Raw genomic sequence first — 25,490 nt, forward strand, 5'->3', positions numbered from 1 at the left:
TATTTGTACAAACCGGAGATTCCAAGGTTAAATATTTCGATTACCGGCATAGTCATATGACTACTGACTATGGGATTTTCATTTTCTAAGTTTGACTATCCAATGAGGAAGCGTTGAACTTTTTGAAAGAGCTGGTTAACCCGCTTGCCTGTTAATTCGAAAAAGCTTCCATCGGTACGATTTAAAAGAATTACCATCATAACCAAAGAATCAAACATTTTAACACAAACTATTATGAAAACGAAACGGCTATTATCTATTACGTTTTTTGTCGCTGCTACCGTCCTGACGAATGGTTCCTTTGCCCAGGTAAAGATAGGAGCAAATCCGACCACAATCACATCTGGAGCCAATCTGGATGTAGAGGCTGGCAATAACACGCATACAGTGGTGATGCAGTCCGGTGCCGTTGGTATTAACACGGTAGCCCCCCAGGCCCATTTGGATGTACGGGGAAACATAAAGGCCCTGGCTACCACCGGCACACAGACCGGCGACATCTGGAACGGCACATCGAACGTTAATGGTTTTGAAGTATATACTAACCCGGGAGGTGATGTTTGGGTAGGCATACAGCGTGCAGGAAGCGTTTCTCCGCTGCACATTTCCAAACCAGCCAATGCCACAGTGGGCGAAATGATAAATTTTTCGGTTGGTGGCAATGGAGTAGGCACTATTACCCACACCACTACAAGTGTGCAATACAACACCACATCAGATCAGCGCCTAAAAGAAAACATTCACGCCACCAAATTTGGGCTGGAAGCGCTGAAAACGGTCAAAGTATACGATTATAACTTCAAAGCAGATTCCAAAAAAAAGCTTTCTACCGGTGTATTGGCGCAAGAACTACACAAAGTTTATCCGCAAGCCGTTACAGTAGGCGGCGCTGATGCAAAGGCTAACCCATGGCAGGTAGATTACAGCAAGCTGGTTCCGATGCTAGTCAAATCGGTACAGGAGCTGAACGAGAAAGTGGAGTCACTGGAAAAGGAAAAAGCACAACTAAGCGCAGAATTGACACGAAAAGCGACTTCTCTCTCAGAACTTAACGACCGTATCAGCCGGGTGGAACGGATATTGAGCTCCACGGAACACGCAAATTCCGTGAGCAAATAAGAAAACAACTATCAGTCACTCCCTTATTAATTATGAAAAAATCATTATTAATCATGAAAACAAAAAAGCTATTGCCTAGAATATTTTACCCAGTTATGCTTGCGGTGGCGATGCTGCTTGGCTCCTCCAACGTTTTCGCCCAGGTGAAAATAGGCACGAATCCGACAACCATTGAGCCTAACTCCAACCTGGAAGTGGAGGCCTCTACACCCGGGCGCAAGACCAAAATTGACAAAACAACTGGCCAGGTTACCATCACCGACGGAACCGAGGGGGCCGGGAAGGTATTGACTTCGGATGCTGTTGGCGGGACGAGTTGGCAAAATCCTTTGTCTGGAGCGATGGTCAATGGTACTAATGGAAGCCAGGTAACCGTGGCAAATGCTTCTGTGGGGCAAACCTATTCAGGTGGGTCCATCACCTTCCCACGGGCGGGCACCTATATGGTTACTGCCAGGTGGATAATATTGGGTTCTCCTACCACAACTTCTCCTATCGCAAATCATGCTTTTATTAATACGGCTTTGTCAACCAGTTCTTCAACGTATAGCGAGGCAGGCATAGCAGCAGAATGGGTAGTTGTTGGCACAAACATACAGCATACAACGCCATCGTTCAGGGTTACGGTGGCAAGCCCGCAAACACTTTATTTCTGGTTTTACACCGGTTATTTTACTGGTGGGCTGCAATTTCTTGAAACCTTCGCCATCGGCCCATTCTAACAGGTATCTACAAAAATAAATGAAACCACTATTCATGATGAAAACAATACGACTAAATACATTTTGCAAAATGATGCTTGGAGTGACAATGGTCCTTGCTTCACAGGGCGTTTTTGCACAAGTGAAAATCGGAACGAATCCCACAACCATTGAGCCTAATTCTAACCTGGAAGTGGAAGCGTCTACGCCCGGACGCAAGATGAAAGTAGACAAAACAACGGGGCAGGTAAGTATCGCGGATGGCACCGAAGGAGCAGGGAAAATTTTCACCTCTGATGCTGTTGGTGGTGGAAGCTGGCAAAGTGTGACCCTTACCGCATTTGCCGCTTCACAGGGTGGTCGGGAAAATTTTCCGCAGTCACCAAATGCGCAGCTGTTTGGAACGATCACGTTCCCGGGGGAAACGACTGATCCTACCAACTCATTTACTCCTTCGACCGGAACCTTTGTGACACCAGTTACGGGGCACTACGTATTGTTCGGATCAACACAATTTGACAACTCTCTCGTCCCTGGAGTCCCCAATTTGGTTCGGACTTGTTTACAGCTTTTTGTCAACAGTACTTCTATCACGCAGGGATGTGCATTTCCAAACGCCGTTTTCACAAGTACCGCTATCTCAAATCTCGTGAAATTGAATGCTGGCGATACGGTAACGTTACGAGCTGGTGCAAATGTTTCCTCAGGTCCTACCTTTGCGGTTGCAGTATCAGCCTTTTATGCTTACAAAATCTCGAATTAGCCATTGATCAGCCTATGGTCTCGGCCCTGCCTATCAAAGACATGCTGCTCTTAGCTGGAAGTTGAATGTAGGCTGATTAATAACCGAATGTAAAGTCGGCTTGCTGGCGATTGATACTGTGCAAACCGGATCTGAGAGTTCTTATGCATCAAATTAAACACAACGGAATAATGAAACTAAACTACATCAATTCACCCAGGAAGAATTGGACGGCGGCAACGATTTCTGCTATGCTGATTCTGACTTCCCCCTTAGCCCGTGCCCAGGAAGGCAGCCAGGGTAACACTACCATTTTTGGTGGTGCAGAGATGACTTTCTTTGCCGACCACAACTTTGCAACGGGTGGAGGCGGAGCCCAGCCGGGTGTGATCCTGACCGAGCGTGCAGCAGGCAGCTTCGGCGTCCTTAACTTTTCAGGCACCAATCTGGTTTCTACCAATGCATCAGACGCAGGATATGTAGATGGTTATGTCCGAAAATACGGAACCGGGCAATTTATCTTCCCTGTGGGGGACAATGGCAACCTGGGCCAGTTTGCAGCTTCGGGCGACGGCACAATGGGAGCTTATTTCCATTCAGATCCCAATACAGCTGTGACCAGTAATCTTTTTACCGGGACTAACTACACGGCGCTTCCCTCGGGCGGACCGTTTGCTACAACCAGCACAGGCGCCAATGTTGACGTTGTCAGCACGGTAGAATACTGGGATGTGGACGGAAGCAGCACTACCCCACTCACCTTAACCTGGGATGCAGGCAGTAATATTGCCGGATTAACAGGCAGCCAGCTCACCAAGCTAACGATCGTTGGCTGGAACGGAACCCAGTGGGTGGCCATTGCTTCCAAAGTGGATGTCACATCCGTTTTGGGTGGCAGCAGTGATTTGCCGGCCGGATCGATCACCACCACCGCGACAATTACTCCCAATACCTATACCGCCTATACGTTCGGCTCTCTGAATGCTCCCCTGCCTGTTACCCTGACCAGTTTTAAAGCCACGGCAGAAAACAGCACTGCACTTTTGACCTGGACCACCACCGCGGAGGCAAACAGCGACCGTTTTGAAGTGGAACATAGTCTGAATGGTAAAAACTGGAACAGGATTGGAATAGTAGCTTCTTATGGCGAAAGCAAAGTGCTTCGCAGCTACTCCTTTGTTGATGCAAACCCCGCACGCGGAGAAAACCTGTACCGGCTGAAAATGGTAGACAAGGACGAAACCTTTGCATACAGCAAAATACGCAATGTAACTTTTGAGACTGGCGCAGAAATCACAACCTACCCTAACCCGGTAATCGACAAGCTTCTGATCAGCAATTATGCCAAAGTCAAACAGATGAGCCTGAACAATACATCGGGAACAAAACTATTGCAGAAAGAAAAGGTGTCCAGCGAGGGAGTTGATGTGAGTAACCTGAAACCAGGGATTTACATCGTGACCTTGACCCTGTTTGATGGCACCATCAGCACACACAAAGTAGCCGTTACAAGATAAGATTACACATAAAGCCCAAGCCGATATTTCGGCCTGGGCTTTACAGTTCAAATTTGCAAAGATGCTCAGCATATTGATAATTGATCAAAACCCACTCGTCTGTATCGGAATACAGGCGCTTCTGAATAATGCATTAAAAAAAACAGCCGAAACTCATCTGGCAAGCTCAAAAACGGAATTAGACGGTTTAATAACGGAACTAAAAATTGACCTGTTTATCCTTGGACTGTATGAAAAACCAGATATAGATATCTTCTATTTGAGAAAAATCATATTCGAAACCCATCCGGGTAGCCTCCTTATTGTTTTTTATGAAAGGTTTTCGCTGGAATCAATGCTCACTTTTTCTCAGCAGCGTAGTGTTGGATTTATTTCAAAACCCCGCGTGAAGGATGAACTGAGCACTTGTCTGGCTTGCGTTTTGAAGGGAGAGATGTATATGTGCGAAGACACAAGCCAGAGTATAATAAATGCCTGGACCGAAAAAAGAGTAATACCCGTCAAGAAGTAATTGATCATAATTAGATGAATGAATGCAGACCGGGGCCTGCCTATGCTACGGACTTTACGAACATGATCTTTTTTATTAATCTTGGTTGTCCTGGCAGTTTAAACTCATTACCCATGTTTTACACATGCAACACTATCAAACGAATCAGAAAAAACCTAAACAAGAAAAACGGTAAGGAGAAAATAGTGACACAAAAACTGATAATCTACCTATCCTAATTAACATTTATGAGAAAGACGTTGGTTTTAATAAAAAATGATTTTTTTCGTGCGGGAATTTCTGCTGCGATAAAAGAAATCTCACGATCAGAACTGATTGTTGAAGCTACGAGATGGTCAGATGCCAGCTCGAACCTCAGACAATCAGATTTTCGATTGTTAATCGCAGACATGGATCTCCAATCAGAAAATAATCTTAGCTGTCTAAGAAAAGTACGTGATCTGTATCCAAAGTTAAAAATTATCCTAATTATGGATAATGACAAACCAGCAGCCATCCATTATCTCAAAAAAGGTGTCAACGGGCTTCTGTCCAGAAAAATGTCAAAGGAAGAATTTCATAAGGCATTCAAGGCCGTGTTAAATGGTGCTACGTATGCATCCGAAAGCATAAATAACGCAATACTAAATGAAATTTCAGGTATGAACCAGATAAGCATCCTTTCACCCAGAGAAGCTCAGGTATCAGAATTCCTTATCAAAGGTTTGCGAACTTCGGAGATATGTTGCAAGCTCAATTTAGCCCCCTCCACAGTTAGCACGATGAAAACCAGTGTTTATAGAAAAATGAAAGTAACAAATGTTATAGAGCTGATATCCAAGTTGGCTGTTCAATAACTGCGTTTATAATTTGTGTCGCTGAATGCGATTTCGGGAATTTCTCTTTGCAGACGTACAAGTTAGAACATATCTCTCAAGCTTGCTTACCTCACTTACTAGTTTTTGAACAACTAAAAAATCGGATCAATATGAGGGTATACACTTTGTAAAATCCAAGGTTGTGGAACACAAATTATTTAACCATGAATTAACAAATCAGGGGTTCTTCTGCCGGGGCCCTGCACGCGTTATAAAGAAAGAACAAAATAATTTCACAGCGACATTCCTGTGCACGTTTCATCGTTCAGCACCCTGTTGCGGACCATGTGGGCGATCCGCCGCAAATGCTTTGAGGCTGCGGTAAGCTACCAGCCTTATATCCGCAAGATGCGGAAGAGACTAAACGGACAGTTATATACATTGCTCCGCCAGAGCATGATCTGCTTATCGAAGACAGGAAGATTTTCATCGCACGATTCAACAGAAGATCATGGATATCACCGTTAAAGTTTTTCAATAATCATACTATTTGACAACTGAATCACTTACTTTGCGACAAAGCTGTGGATTGACCAGCCGGAACGGCTGACAATGCCATTTGATTGATTGAGTTAAGTATGCTGATAAGATTATTTTTCGTTGGGTTGTTTAGTCTTCAGATTTCCTGCTGTCTTGCGCAACTAGCCCAGGGTCACTATACCGTCAACCATTACAGCGATGAAAATGGTCTTCCTCAGAACAGTGTAAAAGGTATTGCGGCTGACCAACAGGGTTTTGTCTGGTTTGTTACCGAAAGCGGGATCGTCCGATTTGATGGACAGCATTTTTACACGTATAACAAACTAAATCTGCCGCTAAAAGACAACAGATTTTATGCACTGTTTCCATCTATGGAAAATATGGGCTCGAAAGAAAACCATGGAAAATTTTACGCTACTACCGACGAAGCGGACTATGTAAAAGTGGCTGATGGCAGGGCTGTCGTCGATTCGTTTTATTTCGAGAAGATTAAAAGGCTCCGTTCGTATAAAACATCAAGTGGAATCACGTTTGTTACATCCGGCCTTCCTATCGTCCAAACTGTCCCTTTTATTGCTAATTACATAATACCTGTTGCCGGTAAACAAGACAGTTATTACATGTGTGATAGCTCCGGGGCCAAGCTTTACGAAAAAGGGCACAAGAAAATCACCTACTCATTCAAAAACGGGTTTCCTGCTAATTATTTTCTCCTGCAACAAAAGCTGTATTACAACCACGGATCCGGAAAAATCGCCAGAATAGATGCACCCAAGGCGGAAAACTACCCGCTCGACGGTGATATTCTGACGGATCCATCTTACACGGCTGGTAAAAGCAGCATTCAAATCTACTGGAACAGTATCAATGATCAGGTCTTTTTATACTTAAACAAAAACCTTTATTTACTGAGCGCCGGCAAGGACAAAACGATGGCTACTGAACTTGTTGTCAAAGGATTCGATTTCAAGACGCTTAATATTCAAACAATATACTTTAACAAAACCGATCAGGCGCTTTTTCTCGGCAGTGTAACCCAAGGCTTGTATGTTCTACGCGGACAACCCTTCCAAACACTGACAACCTCTACGGATAATCAAATCGAAAACGTTTTTTATGCGCAGACAACTTACGGAAAGGATGCCGTTTTGGTACCACGTGGTTTTATCGTAAAAAAACAGGCAGACGGCAGCACCCAGATCAAACGGTTAAGTGGAAAACTTCAGGAAAACGATAAAGATAACCGTGGTATTTTAACAGACAAGAAAGGAATGCACTGGGTGAAAAATTACCAGTACATAAGCCGGTATAATCCGGAAGGCGACAAGCAACTCAATCAATGGGATTTACATGATGAAATAAAAACAATCTATTCGGCTCCGGACGGTGCGATCTGGCTCGGATTAAAAAATCTGGGTTTATTTCGGATAAATATACTCGAAGAAAATCCCTCACCTAAGCCCTTCTTGCTCGGGAAACTTGACGACATATCCTTTATTACGTCCATGACCGGGCAAAAGTTACTTGTTGGTACCGAACATGGACTGTATACGGTAGATTTAATCACCAAAAAGGCTGTGCTTGTAGAAGGAACCCAAAGCATGTTCATAAAAAGTATTTATACTGCAGAGCCCGGACAAATATGGATAACTGCTCAGGATAAAGGAATTATGCTTTTTTCCAGGAACAGACTTGTTATTTTCCCTTTGGATAAGCATAAATACCTAACCGCTTCTCACTGCCTGTTTGAAGACAGGAATGGTTTCTTCTGGATAACGACAAACAAAGGTTTGTTCCGTGCGAAGAAAAGTGACCTGCTAACTTATGCAGCGGCCTACAACGCCGGAAATATCTCAGAGGTGAATCGTAATGAATTTTTATACGAGTACTATGATAAAAATGCCGGTTTTTTAATAAACGAATTCAATGGAGGCTGTCAGCCGTGCGCATTGAGGGTGGAAGGCGGTTATGTTTCTCTTCCCTCTCTGAATGGGCTCGTTTGGTTTGTACCTGAAACAATTCAGCAAGCTGCCAACAACGGTAAAATTTATTTTGATAAGATAACCTATAACAAGAAGTCATTTCCCGGTACTGCCGGGCCAGTCAATTTGCCGGTTAACGCGCAAGCAATCCGGTTTGATTTTTCAACTCCTTACTTTGGACATCCCGACAATCTAAATTTTTACTGGGCTATGGTTGGTGAAGGTTCAGCTAGTGTAGTTCCGGATTGGAATCCTGTCGACAGCGACCAGTTAAGCATATACTTTTCAAGCCTTGCCTCTGGACATTACACACTATTGGTCAAACGGGTCAGCGGTTTCGGAGCAAACAATAGTTGTATCATAAAATTACCGGTCATCGTCCCAAAACTTTGGTACGAAACCTGGATTTTTCGTCTGATAATGCTAACCGTTTTTGCAGCAGCTGTATATGTCTTAGTCAGGCTGAGAACGCGATATCTGGAAAAAAGCAACCAGGCACTTGAAATCAAAATTAAAGACCGAACCCAAAAACTGGAAAACGCCCTGTCAGATCTTCAACAATCTGAAAAAGAGCTAACCAGACAGTTAACGATCAGGTCCCGCCTTGTCGCATCGATGAGCCATGATATCATGACGCCAATGTCCTTTCTGGCATCTGCTGCCGAACGAATCGAGCCTATGATTGGTCAGCAAAATTACCAGCAGGCATCTTTAGTCGGCAAAGACGTCGCTGTTTCGGCCAAACGTATCAGGTTATTACTTGAAAACACGATTAGCTATATAAAAACCCAATACAAAGCAGAACGCATTCCGTTTGGCGAGGTAATGTTAAAAGATCTGATAAACCAGAAAACTGACCTATTTACACCTGCGATCCAAAACCAGAAAAATAAGTTATCTAATGAAATCGCTGAAAATGTTTCTGTGTTTTCGAGCGACCATTTGCTGCCGATCATAATCCACAATATTATTGACAACGCCAATAAGTTTACAACCAACGGACTTATCAGAATTTACACTGAACAAAATCAAGGTAGACTTCATCTGATTTTTGCAGATAGCGGTCAAGGGTTACCGGTGGACTTATTAAGATGGCTGAACCAAGCTGACGGCAAAGGTAACAATGATCCGGACATGCCTGCAAGTTCAAAAGGGCTCGGACTTATCATGATCAAAGAGATTGCTGCAATTCTGTCTATTGAAATTCTTGTAGAAATACGATCGGGAACGGTATTCCGTCTGATTTTTAATATGGAGTAATTAAAAGTATACAGCCATCACACGCCTTTACTTACCTGCACCTTTTTGTAAAGCTCGATAATATTGCTGACCTGCATCTTTTCAAAGATCCTGGTTTTATGCGTACTTACTGTGGTAAGCTTCAGATTCAGTTCAAGCGCGATTTCCTTAACCCACTTACCTTGCATCAACAAGTCCAGCACTTCCATTTCACGCGGTGACAATGTAGCAGGTTCAGTATGCGTTTTACCAAGTACCTTATTGAAAAAGCTGTCGGCCACTTGTTGCTGAACCTGTTCGGTCATATACTTTTTGTCATTTAGGACTTGCCTGATAGCAATACCGATCTGATTCATTGGGGAATTCTTAGAAAGAAATCCGTTTGCTCCGGCACTTAGAAAGCCCAGTGCATGTTTCTCTTCGAGCTGACCCGTAAAGACAAGTATGCGTACATCCGGCTGTAAGGCCCTGAGGCTGCCAATCATCCCGTAAAATTCTCCTCCGGGAATATCAATATCCAGGATAATTAAGTCAAATTTATATGCGGGTTGCAATAAATCAGTTCCCTGTCCAAAAGTACTTACCAAGGAAACGACCGAGCCTGAGAAAAGGTCTTCCACAATCATCGCAACTGAACGGGCCACAACCTCGTGATCTTCAATGATTAAAACCTTATACATAAAAACAGAAAAAAATACAGAACTAATTTAAAGGCAAGATAAAACTTATTACTCTAAACTCACCAGTAAGAATGTTGCTAAAAACGCAATCCTGATGTAGTAATAGTTTTGTTTGAATAGACAATCGTTAGTAACATTACTAGTTACAGTATGAATAAATACTACCAATCTACCAAAACAATGCGATAGCTTTGTTTCATCATGATAGCAAAATATACCGTTTCATTTCTAACCTTTTTTAATATGATTTAAAATTTACTCTGCCCCCCATTACCAATTTGAGCCCATCGCTACATAACTACATGGCATCGTCGCAGACTCAGATTTCTTACCGCGGATACAAATCCAACTTAAACGTTTACACATAGGCGTTTAATGCATTCGTGCAAACATCCGCTGCCGGGAAGCATACAAAAATGCAACTGATTAATTATTGACAGATATATACCTGGCTAATTTTTAAGCCTGTATACTTCTTCATGCAGCTTATTTCCATTTCTCTATCTTTAAATTGTATTCCAATGAAAGCAAAACAACTACTCACGCCAGCAATGGCAGCAAAAACCTATTTATCGGGTATGATTGCCTTAGGCTTCATGCTCACCTCATCCTCTGTTTTCGCCCAGGTTAAAATCGGGAGTAATCCGACCATAATCGGCGCCAATCAAAATTTAGAGATTGAAGACGGCAGTGGAACGAAAACTGTTGTGACAAAAGACAAAGGATTTGTAGGTATAGGCACAAGTGCGCCTATTTCCAGACTGCATGTGCATGAGACCGCTCTGCCAGTGTTCGGATCTACCATTGCTGCTTTTGGCCGGCCTGGAAACAAACTGTTCTTCTTTGAGACCTCTGCCACCCTCGGAGCCTATAATGGACTGGTGAAAGAGGGAGATTCACATTTGATATTTTCTCCTGATGGCGATCCATACATTGACGCTGACGCCGGTATGGTTATCGGTCCCTGGAGTGTGAATCCAGCCAGCCCGGGACTGAAGATTATGGAAAGCGGTAATGTCGGCATAAATGTCGCGAGTCCGTTAGCTCCACTTCACGTTGGATTAACCAAGTCGATCACTTCAAGTGCCGCCTATCTTTATTTCAACATTCAATCAGGTGCATTGGTGCCGGCAGCGGCTGGCGCGCAACCGATCAGCATTTATTCAGCAGGCAGCATCGTCTCAGGCAATGGTTTTATGTCAACAAATGGTGTTATTACCAGTTCTGATGTACGGATTAAAGACATTATCGGCAAAAGCAGCACAATTCAGGATTTGGCTACACTCCGGTCGATTGAAATCACGGACTATTCTTTAAAAGACAAAGTTCGGTTTGGCAACAAGCAAGTAAAAAAAGTAATTGCCCAGCAACTGGAAAGCGTTTATCCGCAGGCAGTCAGCCGGACCGCCGATTACATCCCCAATATCTATGCAAAAGCGCAGCATGTAACAATAGAGGGCAAGTTTGTAACATTAACCCTGGCCAAAGCACCTGAACTCATAGTAGGCGACCAGGTACGGCTGTACACAAAAAATAATGAGGAGGTATATACAAAGGTTACCTCGGTGACAGGCAACAGCTTCACCATAAATATTGACCAACCCGAATCAGAATACTTCGTGTTCGGTAAAAAGGTGGAAGATTTCCGCGCAGTAGATTACGACGCCATAGCGATGCTTAATGTGAGTGCGACTCAGGAGCTTGCTAAAGAAATCGAAGAACTAAGAACGCAGAATCTGGCACTTCAAACCAAACTTGTTCAGATTAACGAGCTTAAAGCCGAGAACTTAGCCCGCAAAGAACAATCAGACAAATTGGAGGCAAAGTTGGCTAACATTGAAAAAAGACTGGGTTTGTCACCAGAGGAAAATGTCTCTTCCGTTGTAAGAAAATAAAAGTCGTTTCTCACAGAGACCTAATCAGAGTGATCACCGGATTACGCCCTGAGATTCTACGGCAGAGGTTGTCATTCATGATCTCATGAGCGCACTCCACTTGCTGGCCTTTCAACAGTAGAATTAGGTTTACCAAACATAACCCAATTAAAAATCAAGGTTGCCTGATAGTTAATGGAGAAGGCAGCTGCTAAACAAGGAGCTAGTTGTATTCTGGATTACCATATGGTTTCAGTTAACATCTCCATTTAAATCCTTAAATACAATAAATATGAAACAACTATTGTCAAAATCATGTGCAGGTTTAAGTCTTGCGGCTGGATTATTATTATCTTCTTCTGCGGTTTTTGCGCAGGTAAAAATAGGGACAAATCCCACTGTGATCGATCCAGCTAACAATCTGGAAGTGGAAGCTTCAACCGCAGGCAGGAAAACGAGTGTTGATAAAACAACCGGACAGGTGACGATAAAAGATGGCACTGAAGGGACTGCTAAGGTTCTAACATCTGATGCCAATGGAGTAGCTAGTTGGCAAAACCTCACGGCTCCCGATGCACCCGTAATATTTACAGTTGAAAAATCAGGTGGTATCCAGGCTCTCCCAAATGGGAGTATCGTAAAATCAGATTTTGTAACCTCCACGCTGGACAAAAACGGAAGTTTTGACTTAACGTCAGATTCGTTTACTATTCCCGCTAACGGTACTGGATATTACCAGATAGCATCACTTGTCATAACCAATGGTAAGCCACATGCGCTTAATACATACCAATATCTATTTGTCAACGGCGCTAACAGGAGACTCGTTGCCATAGGTAATTCTGCTGCCGGATCCGGTGTAGTTGCTTCCGGAAATATCATTGTAAAGTTGATAGCCGGTGATGTAGTAGATCTAAGATACTATACCAATATTAACGATGTGGAGGTTGTTGTTAGCTATCTGGATGTTAACATGATAGCTAAATAATTAATAAAATCTTCTGATAATAGAACTCTTCTGGTGATCGATCTTGACGAAACAAGATTGGGTAAGAAACCTATCAAACCGAATATAAGATGAACAAAACATATATAAGTATCTACCCTACTACCGGTTGGAAGCAACTGATAGTAGTCCTTGGTCTACTGACTGCCGGCTCTACCTCGCAGGCTCAGGAAGGCAGCTCTGGCAACACCACCATTTTTGGCGGAGCACAAATGACTTTTTTCGGCAATCATAACTTCTCTACGGGCGGAGGCGGTACTCAGCCCGGCATCATCAACACGATTCGGACCAGCCCGATGGGTGTGCTTAATTTTGGATCCGCCGCAAATACCGTCACCGGTGCAGATGATGCGAATTATGTGGATGGGTATGTTCGAAAATTCGGCGCTACATCTTTTGTTTTTCCCGTTGGGGATAACAGTCATTATGGCCCCTTTGCGGCCGCAGGTGATGGCACCACGGGTGCTTATTTTTTTACAGATCCCAACGCCGCAGTAACAAGTATGCTGCCCAGTGGCAACTATACAGCACTGCCATCTGGAGCACCCTTCACAACGGCAAGCATAGGTACCGAACTCAATACAGTCAGTACAATCGAATACTGGGATATTGATGGAACCAGCGCAACACCATTGACATTAACGTGGGATCCGGGCAGTGCCATCAGCGCCCTGACTTCCGCAAATCTAACCAAACTGACTATTACTGGCTGGGATGGGACAAAATGGGTTGCAATCCCATCTCTCATCGACGCAGTATCAGTGCTGGGGGGCGCCAGTGCATTTTCCGCAGGATCCATCACCACGGTCTCCCCTATTTCGCCTGACACCTATACAGCTTATACGTTTGCCGCCCGTGTAACACCACTACCGGTTACCTTGGTTAGTTTTAGTGTAATAAAGGAAGGTGAAACTGCCCTTTTAAGCTGGTCAACGACTGCTGAAACCAATAGCGACCGCTTTGAAATAGAACGTAGCAAAGACGGTAAGAAGTTTGGAAAAATTGGCACAGTAATGTCTTACGGAGAGAGTAAGGAATTGAAAAGCTACACATTTACAGACCAGGCACCCCTGGCAGGCGAAAATCTATACCGCCTGAAAATGGTTGACAAGGACGAAACCTTTGCATATAGCCGAATCAGAAGTGTAAATGTTGATCAAAAGCCAGCGATGGCCATCTATCCGAATCCTACAAGTGACAGAATGCTGATCCCGCGCTATGAACAGATCACGGAGCTAGGCCTGTACAATAATACCGGCCTACGCGTGCTTCATAGGGATGCGCTCACAGCATCAGGTGTTGACCTTTCTAAACTGTCCGCTGGTATTTATACAGTAAAACTTACATTAAAAGACGGTAGTGTAAATAGCCAAAAAATAGTTGTGGTGAAATAGCCAATAAATGCAGGAATCTAAGCAGACTAAAAAGGCAGTATGCTTAGATTCCTGCATTTATCTTAAAATTGTGGCACAGTCAACGCCACAAAAAACATTTTAATTTGCTGACTGAAATTTTTGCCAGGTAAAAAAAAGGATATCTCTAAATATTTCTCACCTAATAATATTTATCTCGAATATCAGTCAGCATGTACTGTTTAGCTCCATACAACTGTTGACTGATTTAGAGCACATATTGCCACTACCCACTTTCAGGCTTACGACGATCTTCCACGCAATACCAAGGAAACTATTTGATAACCTTATCGAGAAAGATAAATTTAAACCCTTAATTAGTAAACACCATGTTAACCATTGCATTGATGGATCAAGATGTCCTGATGCGATTAGGACTGACCATTTTATTAAATGATCATTTTAAAGGAATTAAGATACTCGAAGCAGATGATTTAAGTCATCTTATACGTGCTCATACAGGCAACACGCCTGACCTTTTTGTTATTGGCAACTATCATAGCTCCAAAAAAAAATCTGCTCTTACGATCCAAAGCATTAAAGAGCAGTTCCCCCATTCAAGCCTGATCGTATATGATTACAAAAGACATAAGGATATTACCAACGCTTATGTGCAGCTTGGCGTTCAGGGGCATCTGTTACGACAAAGTATAGGCACTGAGTTCATCGACTGTGTCAAAACGGTCCGGAATAATCAATACTATGTGTGTTCAGATATAAGCGGAAGTATTTTAAACTCTCTTTTTCAGTTCGACGGCCGACCACGAATGACTGCACGTGAATCCGTAATTGCCGAGCTTCTGTTACAAGGTAAGTCCGTAAACTGGATTGCAGATGCATTTGAGAGGAGCCCGGCCTATATTAATTTGATTAAACGAAGTATTCTTAAAAAAGCGCAGGTCTCGTCGATATCCGAACTCGGCGGGGCGATGAAGACTCAGGCCTCCCCTACGCGCTGACCAGATACGACTATCAAAGCATAACCGAATTTGTAAACCTTCCCTATTTGTTACCCTGTTTTACACCTGCAACACTATAAAAGAAGAGCTATTCAACAAAACGCCTTACCAGAAATGAAGCTGGTCGGGCAACTCTTCAAAAATACCGATTTCGTCACATAACTGAATCAAGAAACCGTGCTCCCACCTGCGATCCGTTTGCAGTGTTAATCCAATATATTTTAACTAACGATAAGTGAGTCCCCACATGATAAAAGTATTGCTCTTGATTAAAAATGACGTCTTTAGGATGGGCATCACCGCCAGTCTAAAAGAATATTCACCAACCACTGAGATTACAGAAACTGGTAGCTGGGTTCAGATAAATGCCCTAAGCAGACAATCCTTCTATGATTTAATGATTGCCGACATTTGCCTTTCGGACATAAAAGTCGCCGGCCAGATTGATGGGCTTCGAAAAATTCTTCCCCGCCTAAAAATCATCTTTTTGGGTAATGAGGACGAAAAGGTAATCGGGATTAACTACATCAAGAAGGGAGCAGACGCAGTACTTTCCAAGGAGATGAACAACACAGAATTTCAGTCTGCCTTTGCAACCGTTCTGAGCGGTAGAAAATATGTGTTCGAAGGCATGAGAGATCTCATCTTAAAAGATTTTTGCGATAAGGACACAATCAATAAGCTCTCAACAAGGGAATCCCAGATCGTGCAGCTGCTTATCAAAAGAAAGCGTACCGTAGATATTTATGGCGAGTTGATTCTGGCAGCGTCTGCCGTCAGCACAATAAAAAGCAAAATTTACAAAAAATGAATGTAGGAAACATCATCGATTTACAGGCATAGGTTTCCTCTCCTCACTATCGCAGCCGTGTGGGATAACTCCATTCCAGCTTAATGCGATTTGCCAGACGAATACCTCATTAGATCACTAGACAATTTATCCGTTTGCTAGCCCAAATCAGAATGATTTCCGATAGCAATGTTTGTGTGCGGAAAGGCCGATTTTACAAGAAAAAAATATCTGATACACCGCAACTGGTGAATGAATAAACGTTCTTGGCTATTCCACATATACTTTCAATCTCACCAATCTGATTTCCCACAATTGACCTGGCACGTTTTTGTTTAAAGCTGCTTATCAACTTAATCATGCTACTATGAGATCGAACGATGAAGACCCGGAAAATGAAGAATCAGGTGGGCCAGGTTTTATTACCGGGCTTTTGGTAGGTACTGCCATCGGAGCTGTTGCGGCACTGCTTTTGGCTCCTAAGTCTGGTGAGGAAATCCGTCAGCAATTAAAGAGCCTTGCCGAAGACCAAAAATACAACCTTAAAAACAAATGGGACCTGGCAAAAGAAAAAGCAGGTGATGTTGTGAACTCGGCAAGAGACAGGATAGATTCAGCGGCCCAACAGGCCAGTAGTTCCGTAGATGTCTATGCTGAAAAGGCTGTGGATAAAGTAATTCAGCTGGCCGAGGATACAAAATCCACGGTTGACAAATTCAAAAAAGGGAACGATGAGTCGTTGCGACCACATTGATGGCTTTTGGACGTCTGTGTAGTGCACAACAAAATGCTGAATAGGTATTAGCCCGAACTAATAAATCTATTCAGCATTTTGTACAATGTTTTAAAAACCATCAGGTGTTTTGTCCACAGATCGGTCAATGATCCGGCTTTTAATATCGGATGCTCTCTGACGATATTCAACGTCCTGATCAGACAGTTGCTTTGGCGGGTCAATCACTTCGGGGTTATCTAAAAATTGTTGTTGAGAAAGTATTTCAGCGCTTTCCGGAAAATAACTGCCCGCGGTCTCATTTACATTAATCGCTCCGTGATGATCCAGTATCACAGCAGCTTGCTCGGCCTGCTCGCTCGTATCAGTATGTACCGTAACGATGGTTCGGTTTCTGCCGGCAGCCGCATATTTAGAGACTTCGTCGTGATCAGCACCAAAAAGATCCTTAAAAAACGATGTAATATGATCCATCAAACCGGTTTCCTGCGAAGTTTCGTTATCACCTGAGTCCTCGCCTTTATATGACGCTGTTTTCAAGTTAACCTGTGCCTGGGCAAACCCATGAGCTAATAGATAACTGCTAGCCTCATTTGCCTGCTCCACCTGCTCGAAAATTGAAATCACTGTGTTAGCCATAATATCTTAAGATTATTGTTTGTAAGAAAAAACTATATACTAACAAAAACGCTCCAGCCGGCTGGCATTAAAATTGCATATGATCAAAAAGCATCTTATCATATTTATACAGAATGAACATCCCCACAATTTTTCAATCAAAAGACGACGATTCTGTTGAAATCAGCCTTTCTAAAAGCGAGATTCAGGAAATTATACCAGATGCCGATTTCCGGTTTAGTCTTCTTATCCTTAAAAGCGGAGATAAGCATTTTGTTATAGGGACAGAAAGTGAGATCAAGGAAAAACTGGGAATCCGTTAATCCAAAAGCTGCACCTGGCAGATTGTATATCAAACTATATGCTAAAAAAACAGCGTACAGTTTAATGTCTCCTGATCAGTTATTCCACGCTCGCCTGTTAATTGAAAATGCCATTTCAGGACTGGACATAACACAACGTCAAATCGTAATGCGGCCACCTGTGGCTGGAATTGTCGCACCGGATATATAGCTACTTTCGTCAGATGCAAGAAAAACATACTGCATTGACTCTTATGCCTTTACCGCCTTTAAGCAAAATCTGACTTAAATTAGCCGTAAAATTCTGAATCGCTGCCTTAGTAGCCGCGTAAGGCAATAGCTCCTCGGACGGATGATATGCATTAACGGAAGTAGTGTTGATAATGGAACTGCCCGGTAACATAAATGGTTCGGCAGCCTTACAGAGGTAAAACATACTATGGATATTAACTGCAAATGTATGAACCCATTCGTCGGACGGAATATCCTGCAAAGATTTGCGCGCCATTTGAAAAGCAGCGTTGTTTACCAGAATATCAATTTGACCGAAGGCACTGACTGCTTCGGATACAATATTTTTGCAATGCTCCTCACTGGTGATATCACCCTGTATGACTATACATTTCCGTCCGGCTTTTTCTACCAGCTTTGCCGTGTCCTGTGCGTCATTGTCTTCAAGATTGCTCAGGTAACTGATCAGGACATCAGCGCCTTCGCGTGCAAAGGCAATAGCAACTGCCTTGCCAATACCTGAATCACCTCCCGTACTGATGGCTTTTTTACCTGTTAGCCTGCCTGACCCTTTGTAACTTTCCTGCCATGATCTGCTTTGGGTATCATAGCGGCTTCCGTTCCCGGATATTCCTGCCTTTGTTTTGGAAATGGGGGTTCGGGATATTTCGTATGAGGATTTTTCTGATCTTTGAAATGATCCTTTTCTTGCTTTTTCATATACATTTTGTTTAACACGTGTTCCACAGATAATGCCTCATCTACGATTGTTGTCTAATCAAAATCATACCATTGATCACTTTGATAACTATTGAGATTAAAAAAGGGATAGAAATTCTCCGAAAAAAAAACTAGCATCCCAACTGAGCATATAACACAATGTATAAAGTCGGGCCGGTAGGCAAAGCAAAAGCCGGATGACCACTGGAACGATTTTAAACACAGGTCTCATTTATAATTAATAACATAACGCTGTGATCAAAATAGTCTGATCAGCGTATCATGTCAATATCAGAGCCATCCATCCTTTTATGATTTACCGATAAATAAACCAACCATAGATTAATGTCGACTCAACCAATCCCATGGATTAGCGTATGCAAACATGCTCCCTATTTTGAGGATGATAACGGAAAAAGCTGGACACCTGTTGGGCAGAATGATGCCATCATCTGGCCCGACCTTGAAGGACTTTTTCAGAGAAAAAACACTGCTCAGGTTGAGTCTCACTTTGCCTATCTTGCGTCACAACGTGTGACATGTATACGTATAATGATGGAGTATTGTCAGACTGAGCATCGTTACATAGAAAAACCAGCCGGTAGTTTCCAGACTAATATGGTTCGGTTCTGGGATGACCTCTTTAAGCTTTGTGAAAAATATCAGATCCGAATCCTGCTAACTCCTTTTGATACTTTCTGGATGGCAAAAAGGTGGAGGTTCCATCCCTACAACAAGCGAAATGGCGGTCCTTGTGAAAGTAAATTCAAGTGGCTCACATGCCCTGATATGCTTGCGGCGACAAAAAATCGTTTTGACTTTTTCATCAGACAATGGGGAGCGAGCGGGGCTTTGTTTGGATGGGATTTATGGAACGAAATAAATCCAAAACATGCGGGAAAGCAAACCGAAAACATGGCTGCTTACGTTGAGCAGATCAGCGACCATATCCGAAACACAGAGCTAACGTTGTATGGGAAAAGTCACCTTCAGACTGTCTCTGTTTTTGCTCCTTTAATGAAGACCTATGAAATGACGGCGCTGATTTTTCGGCACCCGCTGCTTGATTTCTCTACGACGCATTTTTATGATGCTGCATCAATCGACAACCCCAAAAATACATATTTACCCGCCATTGCAACGGGAGATATGGTTATACAGGCGATTGAGCATCTGCCCGACGGGAGGCCCTTTTTGGATAGCGAACACGGGCCTATTACTTATTTCAAAAGGTACCGCAAAGGATTACCTCAGCAATTTGATGAGTTGTATTTTCTGCACATCCAATGGGCTCATCTGGCCAGTGGCGCGGCAGGAGGTGGAATGAGGTGGCCATACCGGCACCCGCATGTGCTTACGACCGGAATGAGGGCAGCACAGCGGAATTTGTCCGAATTTATTGTCCTTATCGACTGGACAAAATTCAATCGAAAGAACATAAGCAGACTACTGACAATCAACGAGAAAATGATGCATATTTTTGGATGCAGCGATAAAAGTCAGGCAGTTATCTGGTTGTTACCATCACCAGGAAAATCTAAAAAAAAGCAATCAACGAGTATTGTTTCGGTACCGGGTTTAGATCCGGGGACATATAAAATTCACTTTTGGGATACAAAACAGGGTTTACTCAAAACAGAAATAATGAGCAAAAACACGGGTGACTTAAACATTACGCTTCAACGTACAGAGACTGATCTTGCCCTCGCTGTACGCAAGCAGACGTGAGTATTCCAGAAGCTCTTATCTACTATCATATACCACCCCTCGCCACTGTCACAGACAAGCTCGCCAGTTATAACCGGACGCTGAACCAAGCCCGCGCCCGAGCAAAAGGCTTTGCACCTCCCAGCCTTTATTTTCCTTCCCCAATATCAACAATACGCACCCCATCTTTATACCGCGTATTTCAGACACCAAACAAATATCCATTATTGAATACTTCGCCAAAATAAATTTCTTTTTGGTCTTTGTTTACATGGTTAGCCACAAGATCATATTATTATCATATCCAGACAGATATCCCGCATAATCATAAAGTGGTGGCATGGATTTTATTCCTGTAACAGAACATTTAAGAATGTTATTTTATTGACAAGTTCTATGACAGACTCTTGCACTTTAGAGCAAATTTCCGGAGTTTTTACAGACTCAACATTATTCGGTAACTGCGGCATTGATCCCGGACTAAAAATCTCCGTCATACTTCCTGTCCGAAATGAAGAAGAAAACCTTATCAGAGCACTCGATGCGCTCAGATTACAGGTTGACGGTTCAGGAAAACCCTTATCAGGCAGTATCTATGAGGTATTGCTGCTGGCCAATAACTGTGCAGATCGATCCGTATCGATTGCCCGCGACTATCAACTGCAATTCCCGGATTTCGCATTACATGTTGAAGAAATTACACTTGACAAGTCTGTTGCTCACATCGGCACAGTTCGCAGGTTGTTGATGGACGCAGCATACAGACGTTTAACAAAGCTGAACAAAAACGGTATCATTGCCAGTACCGACAGCGATTCGGAAGTCGGCAGTTTATGGATATGTCAAACGCTGCTGGAAATTGAAAATGGCAATGATGTCGTTGGCGGACGGATATTTACCAAACCTGATAACAGCATTTCACGCCTGTATTACCTGCGTGATATTACTTACAAACATCTGGTATCAAGACTTGAAGATTTGCTTGATCCGGTAAGTTATGATCCCTGGCCCCGGCATTTTCAGTGCTTTGGAGCTAGCTTTGCCGTCACCTGCAGTGTCTACGATTTGTCCGGACGACTCCCGGCCATTCCTTTTCTGGAAGACATGGCTTTTCATAAATCACTTATCAGAGTTGATGCCAAAATTCGTCTCAGTCCATTTGTGCAGGTTTTAACCTCAGCCAGAACTGAGGGCAAAGTCGACTTTGGCTTGTCGATACAGCTGAAACAATGGGGAGAAATGAATACCTGTAACCATCCGATGATGGTCGAGCAGGCTGGATCAGTGATTTTGAAATTAAAGGCCCGTAAAATTCTTCGCGAGTTTTGGAACCACGCTGGTCAGGATTTTAATTTTCCAGGATCCGGCATACCCGAAAAAGTTTCCGCTCTACTTGGATTAAATCATGATTGGATTTGCCAGCAGATCGGCTCCGCGCAATATTTCGGAAAATTGTGGGAAAATATTGAAGACAAGTTAAATCAGGAAGACTGGGCATCCGCGTGGCCAGCCAGAAATGTGGTGGATGTAATACCTGAGCTGAAACGAGCAATTGCCGGTATCACTAATTAACTAAACTTAGAATGGTTTCCTTACAAACAAATCCATTCTGTACTGCGTCTCCATATGCTGTTTCAGATGCACGATCGGGTCGGAAGCCCCCTCCCCAGCTACTGACAAAAAAAGCGCATGAACATCATCTCCCGTTAATGGGAACTCAGCAACCGGCGGTCTCCAGTGTACAAGGAGCAGGTGACCTCCGGGAAGCAGACTGTCGATCATCTTATTACGGGCTGTAACCAGATCCTGCTCGTTTAAAAAATAGCCCACCTCTGAAAAAAGGATCAGATCAAATTTTCCATCCGGAAAATCTACCGGAATCTCCATCTCCTCTATCGATACGTCGGCATACTCCTTCAATCGATTTTTTGCATTAGTGACCGCAATCCTGCTGGCATCTACGGCAAGTAATTGCTCACATCGTTGCCTTAACATCAACGTCAGCAAACCATTTGCACACCCTATTTCGAATCCGCTCAAATACCGCTGACCAGGTATCATACGCATGGTTTCTTCATACTTGTTTTTTTCGTAAAGGCTCTCTTCAAAATTCCACGGATCCTGGTTCCGCTCATAAAGTTCATTAAAAAACGACGCATCCAGTGACTTTTTGTTCTTATCCATTTCTCACTTTAATTATAGTTCAAAAAATATTTCCCTGGGATTATTGAAGTGGGCAATAACTTGCTCAGATAACTGAAATCCCTCAGGATCATCATCAATCAATCCACTCACTTGCGACTCATGCGCCGCCAAAGCCCTTTGTTTTATTTCCAGGACTGTCTCAATATTAACACTGATCAGGTGCATGTTTTGTATAAGCAAAATATCCTGATCAGATCCCATCTCCCAAAGCCAGATCGGATATTGCAATAATCTTGGCTTGACCGAGAGTCGGGAAATAGCCTCGGACAAAATTTGCCAGCTCGCCTGATGATCAGGATGCGGATCATTTTGCCAGGGAACAAATACAGTCTGCGGTGCCAATCTTTCGATGTGCCTGATCATAAAACGAACCAAAGACTCAAAGTAAGGACGCCCGCATGACGGGACATTTCTATCTGGCAGGGCCAAAAACTCAATATTTTCTTTGCAGCCGCCAAGAATACGCACTGCTTTTATCGCCTCTTTTTCCCTTAGGTCCCTGAGTTTGGCGGCCGGATATTTTTTAGAGTTCGGATGAGACATAGCTCCGTCACTCACAAAAATGAAATTCACTTCGCAATGTTCCCTCAAAAGCAAAGCAACCGTTCCGCCACATCCCAGCGTTTCGTCATCCGGGTGCGGAGCCACAATCAAACTCGATCCAAACGAGCATACCGGTTCGTCCTTAATGTCAAGAATATCATCCTTTAATTTTGTGATCAGCCTTTTATCCATCTTGCCCGACATCATTAAGAGTGGCTTCATACTTTTTTTGATTTTCACATTCCGCGAGTATCTTGGAAAATCTACGCTGCTGGTAAGATAGAGCTTCAAAGCTCGGCTCATGCAGTAACCGCTGCTGTTCAGGCAAGCTCCCCAGCGAATCCCACAGACCTGAATGGTGCCATAGATCTAAATCGTCCCAGTCGGGTCTGTCGATAATCGGGTAAAAACAAATCCCCCAAAAGGGAACATCCTGCCTCAAAAGCTTGTGAACTTCACTGCTAACATAATCTATCCAGACAGGTCTGTCTACTCCTGGATGACTTGTTTCGGATAGTATAATGGGGCGGTCATAACGCTTGTAAACTCCCATGAGTAAATCCGACAGCGCCCAATATCCCGGATCTGGCTTTGCATCATTCCAGCCAAGTATCACATGCGGTTCAAGAACCCACTGATTGTTGTAATAATAGTTACAACCAAGGATATCAAGATAGTCTTCCTGGCCACCAAGCTCTGGGCATATTCGCCCGCAGAGCATATCAAGCACCTGAAATTGAAGTTCGTTATGGTCCGCAGCTGCCTGTATTTGTATTTCAAATGCCTCTTCTGCGGCACTCACGTGAACAAGAGGTTCGGTAGTCAATATACGAACACCTGGATCAACGTTTTTAAGTTCCCTAACACCGGCAATGTAGGCTTTCATATAAGCATATTTTACCTGCCAGCCGTTGTTATGGCAAAAGGGTGAGGTGGCCGCTACATCACCTCCTAACCAAGAAATAAAACTTACCTCGTTAATGGGGGTAACAATCATGGGGTATTCATGATCAAAGCCTTTCCAAAAAATGGCAAATGCCCGGCAAAACGCTGTAAACCGACTTGTAAATTGGGGATGCAGAGGGCTTAGATCCTCTGGAAAACCAAAATGACACAAGTCCCAAATCTGCTGGACGCTCCTGTTTCTTGCCACTTCTATCATGTGACCTACCACTGAAAAATCATAGACGTATGGACTCGTTTCAACCTGGCTCCATCTTACGCCCTCTCGGACCGCTACAAGATTACATGCCGCCAGCCTTTCATAGTCTTCATTAAGAAACGTTAAATGAGATGTAATATGCAGAAAATCAACACGGTCTCCTTTTGCGTTTAGCTGATCAGTCGATTCAAATCCAGCCATCCAGAACGACTTAAACGGATTTTCGATGGTCATCTTCATAAATCAGCTCACTGGGAGCATTTAGTATTTTCTTGTTGTTTACCGCAGCCAGTATGATTTGCTTCATATCTTCAAAGGTATTTTCCCAGCAGTTGCCTGCCAGTAAATGATCAACCCGTTCAAGCCAGGTACTATCCGTGCCATTTAGAATGTGCTGGTCAATAATTGAGATAAAATCCTCAGCATCCGTTCCGATGTGGACTGTATTGTTTTTTCCATAGTATGAGACTACATCCTTTATCGCAGTCGATACCACAGGTTTACCCGCCGCAAGATACTCGGGCGTCTTGGTAGGGCTAATAAATACAGTTGACTCGTTTAAAAGGAACGGTATCAGCGCCACATCCCATTCAGACAGGTAAAGCGGCAGTTCATCGTAACTTTTGGGACCTAAATAATGGATGTTGGCATGTCTGGGCAGCGTAGCGGGATCGATCTTTACAACCGGACCGATCAGAATAATTTGCCATTCCGGCCGCTGTACGGCAATATTTTCAATCAACTCTATATCAAAGCGTTCGTCAAGAACACCGTAGAAGCCAATTTTAAATCCAGTGATACCGGCTTGGTCCTCAGGAATAGTACATACCCCTCTCGCCTTTAAAAAATGCTGCTTATCAATGCTGCTGGGAAATGGATGAATATTATTATGCTGCCTGCGCTTGGCCTCAAACAATGAATAACCTCCGGTGAAAACCACGTCTACATTGTCGAATAGTTGCTTTTCCATTTCTTTAAGCTCCCTGGGTGCAAACTTGAACGCCGAGAGTTCGTCCATGCAATCATAAACTGAGCAGACAGGATTAAAACCATAGCTATGTTTAAGCGCCATCGGCGTGTAATACCAAAAGACGTATTCACTCGATTCACTGTTTACAAATAGTGATTTTAGCAAGGTATTAATTTCAGAAGCAATAAGATTCTTTTCAATACCTTCCGGCAAACAGGGCACGCAGACCCACAGATTCTCCGATTTTTTAGACACGGATATATGAGATTGAATACCGCGCTCAAAAGTCGGCTCTTCAACGTAGTAGACGAAACAATGCCTTGCAAACCTGTTCATCAGATGTTGCGGGCGCTGAAACACAAAATCCCATCTTAAATGGGAGAAACAAACCAGATTCTTAGGAAGTTGATGAGCCATGATGATATAATAT

24 protein-coding genes are annotated in these 25,490 nt (G+C 43.3%); 16 read left to right on the forward strand and 8 right to left on the reverse strand.

All coding sequences use genetic code 11. From position 1 onward, the window contains the following. Window positions 1-234 precede the first annotated feature (234 nt). The 7 genes from M1L62_RS17890 (at window position 235) to M1L62_RS17920 (ending at window position 9,169) form a co-directional block, all read left to right on the forward strand. Entirely contained in the window at window positions 235-1,119 is an 885-nt protein-coding gene (locus tag M1L62_RS17890) for a tail fiber domain-containing protein (RefSeq protein WP_254560986.1), read from the forward strand. Between the two features lie 53 nt (window positions 1,120-1,172). Then, complete coding sequence (locus tag M1L62_RS17895; protein WP_254560987.1) at window positions 1,173-1,841, forward strand: hypothetical protein; 669 nt, start codon at window positions 1,173-1,175, stop codon at window positions 1,839-1,841. Between the two features lie 34 nt (window positions 1,842-1,875). Beyond that, window positions 1,876-2,583, forward strand: a complete 708-nt coding sequence (locus tag M1L62_RS17900) for a C1q-like domain-containing protein (RefSeq protein WP_254560988.1) — start codon at window positions 1,876-1,878, stop codon at window positions 2,581-2,583. A 170-nt stretch (window positions 2,584-2,753) separates the two neighbouring features. Continuing rightward, entirely contained in the window at window positions 2,754-4,079 is a 1,326-nt protein-coding gene (locus M1L62_RS17905; RefSeq protein WP_254560989.1) for a T9SS type A sorting domain-containing protein, read from the forward strand. Between the two features lie 61 nt (window positions 4,080-4,140). Next, complete coding sequence (locus M1L62_RS17910) at window positions 4,141-4,590, forward strand: hypothetical protein (RefSeq protein WP_254560990.1); 450 nt, start codon at window positions 4,141-4,143, stop codon at window positions 4,588-4,590. Between the two features lie 227 nt (window positions 4,591-4,817). Continuing rightward, the gene (locus M1L62_RS17915; RefSeq protein WP_254560991.1) at window positions 4,818-5,426 is read left to right on the forward strand and encodes a response regulator transcription factor; all 609 of its coding nucleotides are present in this window, start codon (window positions 4,818-4,820) and stop codon (window positions 5,424-5,426) included. A 599-nt stretch (window positions 5,427-6,025) separates the two neighbouring features. After that, window positions 6,026-9,169 (forward strand): sensor histidine kinase, encoded by a 3,144-nt coding sequence (locus M1L62_RS17920; protein ID WP_254560992.1) that lies wholly within the window; start codon window positions 6,026-6,028, stop codon window positions 9,167-9,169. Window positions 9,170-9,186: 17 nt separating this feature from the next. On the opposite strand, the gene M1L62_RS17925 is transcribed toward M1L62_RS17920, so the two are convergent. Beyond that, complete coding sequence (locus M1L62_RS17925) at window positions 9,187-9,828, reverse strand: LuxR C-terminal-related transcriptional regulator (protein WP_254560993.1); 642 nt, start codon at window positions 9,826-9,828, stop codon at window positions 9,187-9,189. Window positions 9,829-10,349: 521 nt separating this feature from the next. Between M1L62_RS17925 and M1L62_RS17930 the strand changes: the two genes are divergently transcribed. From M1L62_RS17930 to M1L62_RS17955, 6 genes are all read left to right on the forward strand, one after another. Next, window positions 10,350-11,723 (forward strand): tail fiber domain-containing protein, encoded by a 1,374-nt coding sequence (locus M1L62_RS17930; protein ID WP_254560994.1) that lies wholly within the window; start codon window positions 10,350-10,352, stop codon window positions 11,721-11,723. Between the two features lie 271 nt (window positions 11,724-11,994). Further along, a complete protein-coding gene (locus tag M1L62_RS17935; RefSeq protein WP_254560995.1) occupies window positions 11,995-12,690 on the forward strand; it encodes a hypothetical protein in 696 nt (231 codons plus the stop codon). Window positions 12,691-12,779: 89 nt separating this feature from the next. After that, on the forward strand, window positions 12,780-14,102 hold the full coding sequence (locus tag M1L62_RS17940; protein ID WP_254560996.1) for a T9SS type A sorting domain-containing protein: 1,323 nt from the start codon (window positions 12,780-12,782) through the stop codon (window positions 14,100-14,102). A gap of 347 nt (window positions 14,103-14,449) precedes the next feature. Continuing rightward, entirely contained in the window at window positions 14,450-15,079 is a 630-nt protein-coding gene (locus M1L62_RS17945; protein WP_254560997.1) for a response regulator transcription factor, read from the forward strand. 247 nt (window positions 15,080-15,326) lie between these two features. Beyond that, complete coding sequence (locus M1L62_RS17950) at window positions 15,327-15,890, forward strand: response regulator (RefSeq protein WP_254560998.1); 564 nt, start codon at window positions 15,327-15,329, stop codon at window positions 15,888-15,890. Window positions 15,891-16,236: 346 nt separating this feature from the next. Then, window positions 16,237-16,623: a YtxH domain-containing protein gene (locus tag M1L62_RS17955; RefSeq protein ID WP_254560999.1), complete on the forward strand. Its 387-nt coding sequence runs from the start codon at window positions 16,237-16,239 to the stop codon at window positions 16,621-16,623. Between the two features lie 90 nt (window positions 16,624-16,713). Here M1L62_RS17955 and M1L62_RS17960 read toward each other — a convergent pair whose 3' ends face one another. After that, window positions 16,714-17,241: a hypothetical protein gene (locus tag M1L62_RS17960; protein WP_254561000.1), complete on the reverse strand. Its 528-nt coding sequence runs from the start codon at window positions 17,239-17,241 to the stop codon at window positions 16,714-16,716. Between the two features lie 113 nt (window positions 17,242-17,354). On the opposite strand from M1L62_RS17960, the gene M1L62_RS17965 reads away from it, so the two are divergent. Further along, entirely contained in the window at window positions 17,355-17,543 is a 189-nt protein-coding gene (locus M1L62_RS17965) for a hypothetical protein (RefSeq protein ID WP_254561001.1), read from the forward strand. Between the two features lie 199 nt (window positions 17,544-17,742). Here M1L62_RS17965 and M1L62_RS17970 read toward each other — a convergent pair whose 3' ends face one another. Together M1L62_RS17970 and M1L62_RS29600 are read right to left on the reverse strand one after the other, a co-directional pair. Further along, a complete protein-coding gene (locus M1L62_RS17970) occupies window positions 17,743-18,384 on the reverse strand; it encodes an SDR family oxidoreductase (protein WP_310589984.1) in 642 nt (213 codons plus the stop codon). After that, complete coding sequence (locus tag M1L62_RS29600) at window positions 18,309-18,473, reverse strand: hypothetical protein (protein ID WP_310589980.1); 165 nt, start codon at window positions 18,471-18,473, stop codon at window positions 18,309-18,311. Before M1L62_RS29600 ends, M1L62_RS17970 begins: the two co-directional genes overlap by 76 nt. A gap of 345 nt (window positions 18,474-18,818) precedes the next feature. Here M1L62_RS29600 and M1L62_RS17975 point away from each other — a divergent pair, with 345 nt between their 5' ends. Together M1L62_RS17975 and M1L62_RS17980 are read left to right on the forward strand one after the other, a co-directional pair. Continuing rightward, on the forward strand, window positions 18,819-20,201 hold the full coding sequence (locus tag M1L62_RS17975) for a glycoside hydrolase 5 family protein (RefSeq protein ID WP_254561002.1): 1,383 nt from the start codon (window positions 18,819-18,821) through the stop codon (window positions 20,199-20,201). A gap of 375 nt (window positions 20,202-20,576) precedes the next feature. Then, window positions 20,577-21,752, forward strand: a complete 1,176-nt coding sequence (locus M1L62_RS17980) for a glycosyltransferase family 2 protein (RefSeq protein ID WP_254561003.1) — start codon at window positions 20,577-20,579, stop codon at window positions 21,750-21,752. 6 nt (window positions 21,753-21,758) lie between these two features. Here the strand turns inward: M1L62_RS17980 and M1L62_RS17985 are convergent, their stop codons facing one another. From M1L62_RS17985 to M1L62_RS18000, 4 genes are read right to left on the reverse strand one after another with little or no spacing between them, the layout of a single operon-like run. After that, a complete protein-coding gene (locus M1L62_RS17985; RefSeq protein WP_254561004.1) occupies window positions 21,759-22,364 on the reverse strand; it encodes an SAM-dependent methyltransferase in 606 nt (201 codons plus the stop codon). A 12-nt stretch (window positions 22,365-22,376) separates the two neighbouring features. Further along, window positions 22,377-23,150, reverse strand: a complete 774-nt coding sequence (locus tag M1L62_RS17990; protein ID WP_254561005.1) for a PIG-L deacetylase family protein — start codon at window positions 23,148-23,150, stop codon at window positions 22,377-22,379. Further along, window positions 23,113-24,330 carry an amine oxidase gene (locus tag M1L62_RS17995; RefSeq protein ID WP_254561006.1) on the reverse strand — a complete coding sequence of 406 codons (1,218 nt, stop codon included), beginning with the start codon at window positions 24,328-24,330 and terminating at the stop codon, window positions 23,113-23,115. Before M1L62_RS17995 ends, M1L62_RS17990 begins: the two co-directional genes overlap by 38 nt. Further along, complete coding sequence (locus tag M1L62_RS18000) at window positions 24,302-25,477, reverse strand: glycosyltransferase family 1 protein (protein WP_254561007.1); 1,176 nt, start codon at window positions 25,475-25,477, stop codon at window positions 24,302-24,304. The genes M1L62_RS17995 and M1L62_RS18000 overlap by 29 nt, the downstream gene beginning before the upstream one ends. Window positions 25,478-25,490 lie beyond the last annotated feature (13 nt).

The sequence above is a fragment of the Dyadobacter diqingensis genome (assembly GCF_024220585.1).
GTDB lineage: Bacteria > Bacteroidota > Bacteroidia > Cytophagales > Spirosomataceae > Dyadobacter > Dyadobacter diqingensis.

Coding starts and splice junctions, on each gene's coding strand:
- M1L62_RS29600 (WP_310589980.1), bottom strand. CDS start 18,473: ATGAAAAAGCAAGAAAAGGATCATTTCAAAGATCAGAAAAATCCTCAT.
- M1L62_RS17920 (WP_254560992.1), top strand. CDS start 6,026: ATGCTGATAAGATTATTTTTCGTTGGGTTGTTTAGTCTTCAGATTTCC.
- M1L62_RS17940 (WP_254560996.1), top strand. CDS start 12,780: ATGAACAAAACATATATAAGTATCTACCCTACTACCGGTTGGAAGCAA.
- M1L62_RS17915 (WP_254560991.1), top strand. CDS start 4,818: ATGAGAAAGACGTTGGTTTTAATAAAAAATGATTTTTTTCGTGCGGGA.
- M1L62_RS17985 (WP_254561004.1), bottom strand. CDS start 22,364: ATGGATAAGAACAAAAAGTCACTGGATGCGTCGTTTTTTAATGAACTT.
- M1L62_RS17980 (WP_254561003.1), top strand. CDS start 20,577: ATGACAGACTCTTGCACTTTAGAGCAAATTTCCGGAGTTTTTACAGAC.
- M1L62_RS17950 (WP_254560998.1), top strand. CDS start 15,327: ATGATAAAAGTATTGCTCTTGATTAAAAATGACGTCTTTAGGATGGGC.
- M1L62_RS17930 (WP_254560994.1), top strand. CDS start 10,350: ATGAAAGCAAAACAACTACTCACGCCAGCAATGGCAGCAAAAACCTAT.
- M1L62_RS17965 (WP_254561001.1), top strand. CDS start 17,355: ATGAACATCCCCACAATTTTTCAATCAAAAGACGACGATTCTGTTGAA.
- M1L62_RS17925 (WP_254560993.1), bottom strand. CDS start 9,828: ATGTATAAGGTTTTAATCATTGAAGATCACGAGGTTGTGGCCCGTTCA.
- M1L62_RS17935 (WP_254560995.1), top strand. CDS start 11,995: ATGAAACAACTATTGTCAAAATCATGTGCAGGTTTAAGTCTTGCGGCT.
- M1L62_RS17990 (WP_254561005.1), bottom strand. CDS start 23,150: ATGAAGCCACTCTTAATGATGTCGGGCAAGATGGATAAAAGGCTGATC.
- M1L62_RS17890 (WP_254560986.1), top strand. CDS start 235: ATGAAAACGAAACGGCTATTATCTATTACGTTTTTTGTCGCTGCTACC.
- M1L62_RS17900 (WP_254560988.1), top strand. CDS start 1,876: ATGATGAAAACAATACGACTAAATACATTTTGCAAAATGATGCTTGGA.
- M1L62_RS17895 (WP_254560987.1), top strand. CDS start 1,173: ATGAAAACAAAAAAGCTATTGCCTAGAATATTTTACCCAGTTATGCTT.
- M1L62_RS17945 (WP_254560997.1), top strand. CDS start 14,450: ATGTTAACCATTGCATTGATGGATCAAGATGTCCTGATGCGATTAGGA.
- M1L62_RS17975 (WP_254561002.1), top strand. CDS start 18,819: ATGTCGACTCAACCAATCCCATGGATTAGCGTATGCAAACATGCTCCC.
- M1L62_RS17960 (WP_254561000.1), bottom strand. CDS start 17,241: ATGGCTAACACAGTGATTTCAATTTTCGAGCAGGTGGAGCAGGCAAAT.
- M1L62_RS17995 (WP_254561006.1), bottom strand. CDS start 24,330: ATGAAGATGACCATCGAAAATCCGTTTAAGTCGTTCTGGATGGCTGGA.
- M1L62_RS18000 (WP_254561007.1), bottom strand. CDS start 25,477: ATGGCTCATCAACTTCCTAAGAATCTGGTTTGTTTCTCCCATTTAAGA.
- M1L62_RS17955 (WP_254560999.1), top strand. CDS start 16,237: ATGAGATCGAACGATGAAGACCCGGAAAATGAAGAATCAGGTGGGCCA.
- M1L62_RS17905 (WP_254560989.1), top strand. CDS start 2,754: ATGAAACTAAACTACATCAATTCACCCAGGAAGAATTGGACGGCGGCA.
- M1L62_RS17910 (WP_254560990.1), top strand. CDS start 4,141: ATGCTCAGCATATTGATAATTGATCAAAACCCACTCGTCTGTATCGGA.